The organism is Ectobacillus sp. OTK, from assembly GCF_059698935.1.
Genome location: NZ_AP048547.1, coordinates 4842864 through 4850000, shown reverse-complemented (window position 1 = coordinate 4850000; position 7137 = coordinate 4842864). Strand labels below are relative to the sequence as shown.

At 45.5% G+C, this 7137-nt stretch carries 2 protein-coding genes, 22 tRNA genes and 2 rRNA genes (1 of these 26 cut by a window edge); all 26 read left to right on the top strand.

The features are described from left to right. Positions 1-912, top strand: a 23S ribosomal RNA gene (locus tag AC6HZ4_RS24100); it begins 2014 nt to the left of the window's first position. 241 nt (positions 913-1153) lie between these two features. Further along, a 5S ribosomal RNA gene (rrf, locus tag AC6HZ4_RS24095) occupies positions 1154-1269 on the top strand. 5 nt (positions 1270-1274) lie between these two features. Further along, positions 1275-1350: transfer RNA gene (locus tag AC6HZ4_RS24090), tRNA-Val, on the top strand. Positions 1351-1357: 7 nt separating this feature from the next. Continuing rightward, a tRNA-Thr gene (locus tag AC6HZ4_RS24085) sits at positions 1358-1433 on the top strand. 7 nt (positions 1434-1440) lie between these two features. Then, positions 1441-1516: transfer RNA gene (locus tag AC6HZ4_RS24080), tRNA-His, on the top strand. Between the two features lie 9 nt (positions 1517-1525). Then, positions 1526-1609 (top strand) — tRNA-Leu (locus AC6HZ4_RS24075). A 33-nt stretch (positions 1610-1642) separates the two neighbouring features. Further along, a tRNA-Gly gene (locus AC6HZ4_RS24070) sits at positions 1643-1714 on the top strand. Between the two features lie 5 nt (positions 1715-1719). Beyond that, positions 1720-1805 (top strand) — tRNA-Leu (locus AC6HZ4_RS24065). 30 nt (positions 1806-1835) lie between these two features. After that, positions 1836-1909, top strand: a tRNA-Arg gene (locus tag AC6HZ4_RS24060). A gap of 6 nt (positions 1910-1915) precedes the next feature. Beyond that, positions 1916-1989, top strand: a tRNA-Pro gene (locus tag AC6HZ4_RS24055). A 3-nt stretch (positions 1990-1992) separates the two neighbouring features. Next, positions 1993-2065: transfer RNA gene (locus AC6HZ4_RS24050), tRNA-Ala, on the top strand. Positions 2066-2083: 18 nt separating this feature from the next. Beyond that, positions 2084-2157: transfer RNA gene (locus tag AC6HZ4_RS24045), tRNA-Met, on the top strand. A gap of 6 nt (positions 2158-2163) precedes the next feature. Continuing rightward, positions 2164-2240: transfer RNA gene (locus AC6HZ4_RS24040), tRNA-Ile, on the top strand. 13 nt (positions 2241-2253) lie between these two features. Continuing rightward, positions 2254-2341 (top strand) — tRNA-Ser (locus tag AC6HZ4_RS24035). A 21-nt stretch (positions 2342-2362) separates the two neighbouring features. After that, positions 2363-2439, top strand: a tRNA-Met gene (locus AC6HZ4_RS24030). Between the two features lie 4 nt (positions 2440-2443). Continuing rightward, a tRNA-Asp gene (locus AC6HZ4_RS24025) sits at positions 2444-2519 on the top strand. A 3-nt stretch (positions 2520-2522) separates the two neighbouring features. Then, a tRNA-Phe gene (locus AC6HZ4_RS24020) sits at positions 2523-2595 on the top strand. Positions 2596-2649: 54 nt separating this feature from the next. Beyond that, positions 2650-2725: transfer RNA gene (locus AC6HZ4_RS24015), tRNA-Thr, on the top strand. A gap of 5 nt (positions 2726-2730) precedes the next feature. Then, positions 2731-2803, top strand: a tRNA-Lys gene (locus AC6HZ4_RS24010). A 6-nt stretch (positions 2804-2809) separates the two neighbouring features. After that, positions 2810-2883 (top strand) — tRNA-Gly (locus tag AC6HZ4_RS24005). Between the two features lie 6 nt (positions 2884-2889). Beyond that, positions 2890-2963: transfer RNA gene (locus tag AC6HZ4_RS24000), tRNA-Ile, on the top strand. Between the two features lie 28 nt (positions 2964-2991). Continuing rightward, positions 2992-3066, top strand: a tRNA-Asn gene (locus AC6HZ4_RS23995). 3 nt (positions 3067-3069) lie between these two features. After that, a tRNA-Ser gene (locus tag AC6HZ4_RS23990) sits at positions 3070-3160 on the top strand. Between the two features lie 4 nt (positions 3161-3164). Then, positions 3165-3236, top strand: a tRNA-Glu gene (locus AC6HZ4_RS23985). Between the two features lie 877 nt (positions 3237-4113). Then, positions 4114-6048: a 1,4-alpha-glucan branching protein GlgB gene (glgB, locus tag AC6HZ4_RS23980; RefSeq protein WP_497492365.1), complete on the top strand. Its 1935-nt coding sequence runs from the start codon at positions 4114-4116 to the stop codon at positions 6046-6048. After that, positions 5996-7126 carry a glucose-1-phosphate adenylyltransferase gene (locus AC6HZ4_RS23975; RefSeq protein ID WP_497492364.1) on the top strand — a complete coding sequence of 377 codons (1131 nt, stop codon included), beginning with the start codon at positions 5996-5998 and terminating at the stop codon, positions 7124-7126. The genes glgB and AC6HZ4_RS23975 overlap by 53 nt, the downstream gene beginning before the upstream one ends. The last annotated feature ends 11 nt before the right edge of the window (positions 7127-7137 follow it).

The window sequence follows — 7137 nt, the reverse complement described above, 5'->3', positions numbered from 1 at the left end:
ACTGTCTCAACCAGAGACTCGGTGAAATTATAGTACCTGTGAAGATGCAGGTTACCCGCGACAGGACGGAAAGACCCCGTGGAGCTTTACTGTAGCCTGATATTGAATTTTGGTACAGCTTGTACAGAATAGGCGGGAGCCTGGGAAGCCGGAGCGCCAGCTTCGGTGGAGGCGCCTGTGGGATACCGCTCTGGCTGTATTGAAGTTCTAACCCGCGCCCCTTATCGGGGCGGGAGACAGTGTCAGGTGGGCAGTTTGACTGGGGCGGTCGCCTCCTAAAGTGTAACGGAGGCGCCCAAAGGTTCCCTCAGAATGGTTGGAAATCATTCGAAGAGTGTAAAGGCATAAGGGAGCTTGACTGCGAGACCTACAAGTCGAGCAGGGACGAAAGTCGGGCTTAGTGATCCGGTGGTTCCGCATGGAAGGGCCATCGCTCAACGGATAAAAGCTACCCCGGGGATAACAGGCTTATCTCCCCCAAGAGTCCACATCGACGGGGAGGTTTGGCACCTCGATGTCGGCTCATCGCATCCTGGGGCTGTAGTCGGTCCCAAGGGTTGGGCTGTTCGCCCATTAAAGCGGTACGCGAGCTGGGTTCAGAACGTCGTGAGACAGTTCGGTCCCTATCCGTCGCGGGCGCAGGAAATTTGAGAGGAGCTGTCCTTAGTACGAGAGGACCGGGATGGACGCACCGCTGGTGTACCAGTTGTTCTGCCAAGGGCATCGCTGGGTAGCTATGTGCGGACGGGATAAGTGCTGAAAGCATCTAAGCATGAAGCCCCCCTCAAGATGAGATTTCCCATAGCGTCAAGCTAGTAAGATCCCTGAAAGATGATCAGGTTGATAGGTCTGAGGTGTAAGCGTGGCGACACGTGCAGCTGACAGATACTAATCGATCGAGGGCTTAATCATAAACTAAAAGCGGACGTGAGCGGTTAGCTCCGTAGGGCAAATGTTCTCAGGCAAAAGAAGCCGATAGACTTCGTTGCATGAGGTTATTTGACCAAAGAGAGCTGTGAACTGGAGCTGGATAGAAAAACATTACAAAGTGCAGTGTGTTATCTAGTTTTGAAGGAATATCAAAATTCCTGTTGACTTTATAAAAGAGCGTGATATAATGATCATTGTCTCTAATATGAGTCAAGAAAATAGGTCTAGTGATGATGGCGAAGAGGACACACCCGTTCCCATACCGAACACGGAAGTTAAGCTCTTCAGCGCCGATGGTAGTTGGGGGTTTCCCCCTGTGAGAGTAGGACGTCGCTAGGCAATGTGGAGGATTAGCTCAGCTGGGAGAGCATCTGCCTTACAAGCAGAGGGTCGGCGGTTCGAGCCCGTCATCCTCCACCATAAATATGCCGGCTTAGCTCAATTGGCAGAGCAACTGACTTGTAATCAGTAGGTTGGGGGTTCAAGTCCTCTAGCCGGCACCATATAATGGCGGTTGTGGCGAAGTGGTTAACGCATTGGATTGTGGCTCCAACATTCGTGGGTTCGATTCCCATCAATCGCCCCATTATATCTTGCGGGTGTGGCGGAATTGGCAGACGCACCAGACTTAGGATCTGGCGCCTTTGGCGTGGGGGTTCGAGTCCCTTCACCCGCACCATTTACAATTGTATATGATTACAGTGTTTGTCATGCGGAAGTAGTTCAGTGGTAGAATACAACCTTGCCAAGGTTGGGGTCGCGGGTTCGAATCCCGTCTTCCGCTTTCATGCCGGGGTGGCGGAATTGGCAGACGCACAGGACTTAAAATCCTGCGGTAGGTGACTACCGTGCCGGTTCGAGCCCGGCCCTCGGCACTGTTTCATACAATATATATTCAATAACATGCGCCCGTAGCTCAATTGGATAGAGCGTCTGACTACGGATCAGAAGGTTATGGGTTCGAGTCCTTTCGGGCGCGCTTGAACGGGAAGTGGCTCAGCTTGGTAGAGCACCTGGTTTGGGACCAGGGGGTCGCAGGTTCGAATCCTGTCTTCCCGATATGGGGCCTTAGCTCAGCTGGGAGAGCGCCTGCTTTGCACGCAGGAGGTCAGCGGTTCGATCCCGCTAGGCTCCACTTTAATATTAATATCATGGCGGTGTAGCTCAGCTGGCTAGAGCGTACGGTTCATACCCGTAAGGTCGGGGGTTCGATCCCCTCCGCCGCTACTATAAGGACCTTTAGCTCAGCTGGTTAGAGCAGACGGCTCATAACCGTCCGGTCGTAGGTTCGAGTCCTACAAGGTCCACCATTTAATGCTTTACGGAGGGTTGGTAGAGCGGCTTAATACACCGGTCTTGAAAACCGGAGACGGTAACACGTCCGTGGGTTCAAATCCCACACCCTCCTCCATTTATGTAAATACTTTATCATCGCGGGGTGGAGCAGTCTGGTAGCTCGTCGGGCTCATAACCCGAAGGTCGCAGGTTCAAATCCTGTCCCCGCAACCAAAATGGTTCCGTGGTGTAGTGGTTAACATGCCTGCCTGTCACGCAGGAGATCGCGGGTTCGATCCCCGTCGGGACCGCCATTTGGCTCGGTAGCTCAGTCGGTAGAGCAGAGGACTGAAAATCCTCGTGTCGGCGGTTCGATTCCGTCCCGAGCCACTTTTAATGAGGACGAAGGACAAGTACTCTTATTTGGTAATAAAAATATATTACGCCGGCTTAGCTCAATTGGCAGAGCAACTGACTTGTAATCAGTAGGTTGGGGGTTCAAGTCCTCTAGCCGGCACCAGTTATGAGCCATTAGCTCAGTCGGTAGAGCATCTGACTTTTAATCAGAGGGTCGAAGGTTCGAGTCCTTCATGGCTCACATTTTGCGGGTGTAGTTTAATGGTAGAACTTCAGCCTTCCAAGCTGATAGCGTGGGTTCGATTCCCATCACCCGCTCCATAATAGGGGCCTATAGCTCAGCTGGTTAGAGCGCACGCCTGATAAGCGTGAGGTCGATGGTTCGAGTCCATTTAGGCCCATTGTTTCAATTATTTAAAATTGAATTATTCCGCAATAGCTCAGCGGTAGAGCAATCGGCTGTTAACCGATAGGTCGTAGGTTCGAATCCTACTTGCGGAGCCAAATAGAGAAGTACCCAAGTGGCTCAAGGGGCTCCCCTGCTAAGGGAGTAGGTCGGGTAACCGGCGCGAGGGTTCGAATCCCTTCTTCTCTGCCATTTAGGCCCGTTGGTCAAGTGGTTAAGACACCGCCCTTTCACGGCGGTAACACGGGTTCGAATCCCGTACGGGTCATAAAAAAGAGTTAGCGATATATCGCTAACTCTTTTTTATGCTTTTATTTATCATTTTCTGACAGAAGACCTCTACTGTTACGGGCGCGGCCAGCGATAAGTGGGAATGAGTGTCAGTTAGACAATCACCTGGCATTTTTTGTGAATGAAGAGCTTCTAATGGACAGGCGAACATTCTTTCAGTAAAATATAGTTACCAAAATAAACCAAAAAATTGATGGAGAGAATAAAAGCATGCTATTTTTCCAATCGGATCTATACACACACTGTACCTCAGGACTTGAATTGGGAACTCCCTTGTTCTTTCCAGCTTTATAACCAAGCGATGTGTTCGGTCTATGTGTGGAAACACCTTCGTACGGGGGAAGAGCGTTTCCGGCATTTAAAAATTTTCTTCAAAATGTGTGATTTCCTCAAGTCATGTCGAGAGGCGAGTTCGGAGCCTTGTGTTTTTAACGAACCTCTAGATATTCCTCAATCTTTGCACAAAATGTATAATTTAGTCTCATTCCTTTGGAGTATTTGTGAACAAATTGTGAATGAATATTTTTCTTTACAAAGTAATCTACAAGTTGTTCCAGCTTCTTTACATGATTATTTTATGATTAATGTCAGAATTCCTCCTAAAAAACATATCTCAAATGATAAAAAGGCTACATTATAGTTAACTCGTTTCATTAAAAAGATAACACTATTTTAGTATAAAACGCTTCCAATTCAACCATCGCCAAAATATGATATCAGACGCCTAGTTTGACGAAAAATGACTGATTTTAGCGGACGAAACTATATATTTTCCCTAAATCTGCAAGGGATTTCTCCTTTTTTTACAGAATACTTTATTAAGAAATGTTATTTATACTTGTGAGGTGAAACACGTGGTTACAACCCATCCTACAGATTATGAAGTTCATCTGTTCCATGAAGGGAGTTTGTACGAAAGCTATCAAGCCTTCGGAGCGCATACAACAACCGAGGATGGAATTAGGGGTACTCGTTTCTCCGTTTGGGCTCCACATGCTAAAAGTGTGAGTGTCGTCGGAGAGTTTAACGAATGGAGCAATGAAAGCCATGTAATGGAGAAGTTAAACACAGAAGGAATTTGGTCCTTATTTATTCCGAATATTGGTCAGGGAGAGCTGTATAAGTACGCTATTCAAACGAAGGATGACCAAGTGCTGCTGAAGGCAGATCCCTATGCATTTTTTTCTGAGCTAAGGCCGCATACAGCTTCTATCGTCCATACTTTAGGGAATTATAAATGGAATGATGAAAAATGGATGCGTGCTAAAAAGCGAAAGAAAGTATTTGAAGAGCCACTAGCTATTTATGAGCTTCATTTTGGTTCGTGGAAGCTAAAAGAGGACGGGTCCTTTTATTCGTATCGTGAGATGGCAGAGGAACTCATTCCATATGTTTTAGAGCATCAGTTTACACATATTGAAATTATGCCGCTTGTTGAGCATCCATATGATCGCTCGTGGGGCTATCAAGGAACCGGCTACTATTCTCCGACAAGCCGTTACGGTAAGCCGGAGGATTTAATGTATTTCATTGACCGTTGTCATGAGCATGGTCTCGGCGTGATTTTAGATTGGGTGCCTGGGCATTATTGTAAGGACGCACATGGATTATATATGTTTGACGGAGAACCGACATACGAATATACAGACATACATGTAAGGGAAAACCCAATATGGGGAACGGCAAACTTTGATGTAGGAAAGCCGGAGGTTCAGAGTTTTCTTATTTCCAATGCGTTATTTTGGATGAAATATTATCATGTAGACGGCTTTCGGGTCGACGCTGTTGCGAACATGCTGTATTGGAATGCGAACGGACAGTTCCAAAAAAATGAATTAGCAGTTTCCTTTTTACAAAAACTGCATGAGGCAGTATTTGCGTATGATTCAAATGTGCTTATGATTGCAGAGGACTCTACCGATTGGCCTCTTGTGACAGCTCCAACATATGAAGGAGGTCTCGGTTTCAATTATAAATGGAATATGGGCTGGATGAATGACGTGCTAAAGTACATGGAGTGCGAGCCGGAGCATCGGAAGCATATTCATGATAAAATCACGTTTTCTTTGCTGTATGCCTATTCAGAGAACTTCATTTTGCCGCTTTCTCATGATGAAGTGGTACATGGAAAAAAATCTCTCTTAAATAAAATGCCTGGAGATTATTGGCGTAAATTTGCACAGCTGCGCCTTCTATATGGTTACTTTATTACACACCCTGGGAAGAAGCTTCTCTTCATGGGAGGGGAATTTGGGCAGTTTGACGAGTGGAAGGACTTAGAAGATTTAGATTGGAATCTTCATGAGTTTGAGATGCACCGTCTTATGAATCATTATTTCAAAGAATTGATGGTGCTATATAAAAATTCTAAACCGTTTTGGCAGCTTGATCATACGTATGAAGGTTTTGAATGGATTGATGCGGATAATCGCGAGCAAAGCATTTTCTCCTTCATTCGCAAAGGGAAAAAAGAAGATGACATGCTAGTTGTTATTTGTAACTTTACAGAACGTGTGTATGAGAACTATCGAGTAGGAGTGCCGTCATTCAATTCTTATACAGAGGTTTTAAATAGTGATGGAACGCAATACGGCGGTTCTGGACAGGTAAATGGAAAACGAATCAAAACGATTCATGAGCCATACCATAATCAGCCGTCCCATATCGAAATAACAATACCGCCTTTTGGCATATCTATACTAAGACCAGCAAAAACAAGGAAGGGGAACAAAAGTAATGGGACAGAGAAAAAAGTGCGTAGCCATGCTATTGGCAGGAGGAAAGGGTAGTCGTTTAAGCTCCCTTACAAAATATCTAGCTAAACCTGCTGTACCGTTTGGAGGAAAATATCGCATTATTGATTTCACGTTAAGCAACTGTACAAATTCAGGCATTGAAACGGTCGGTGTTCTCACGCAATATCAGCCCCTTGTGCTCAACTCTTATATTGGAATTGGAAGCGCTTGGGATTTGGATAGGAATAATGGAGGAGTTACAGTGCTTCCTCCTTATTCAGAATCCTCAGGTGTAAAGTGGTATACAGGAACAGCAAGTGCTATTTATCAAAACATGAACTATCTTAAGCAATATGATCCTGAGTACGTTTTAATTTTATCAGGGGACCATATTTATAAAATGGACTATTCCAAAATGCTTGATTATCACATTGAAAAGGATGCGGATGTCTCTATTTCCGTTATTGAGGTGCCTTGGGAAGAAGCAAGCCGCTTTGGCATTATGAACACAAACGAAGCTATGGAGATTGTGGAATTTGATGAAAAGCCGCAGTTCCCAAAAAGCAACCTTGCATCCATGGGGATTTACATTTTTAAATGGTCTATTCTAAAGGAATTTTTGGAGATGGATGCTCGAAATCCGGAATCAAGCAATGACTTTGGAAAGGACGTTATCCCGCTTTTGCTTGAGGAGAACAAGAAAATTGTTGCTTATCCATTTGAGGGATACTGGAAGGATGTCGGAACAGTAAAAAGCTTGTGGGAAGCGAATATGGATCTGTTAAAGGGCGACTCCACCCTCAACTTGTACGACCGGGATTGGCGCATTTATTCTGTTAATCCAAATCAGCCTCCGCAATACATTGCGCCTAGTGCAGTTGTAGAGGAGTCACTTGTAAATGAAGGCTGTGTGATTGAGGGAGATATACAGCATTCTGTATTATTTCAGGGTGTGACCATTGGAGAGGGGAGCAATATAAAGGACTCCGTTATTATGCCGGATGCACATATTGGAAAAAATGTAACGATTGAAAGAGCCATCATTGCACCTGGAATGGTTGTGGAGGACAATGCTGTTATTCGTCCATTAAAAAATAGCGAGGATGTTATTCTCGTGGCTGATGAAATCTAAAGGGGGAACTA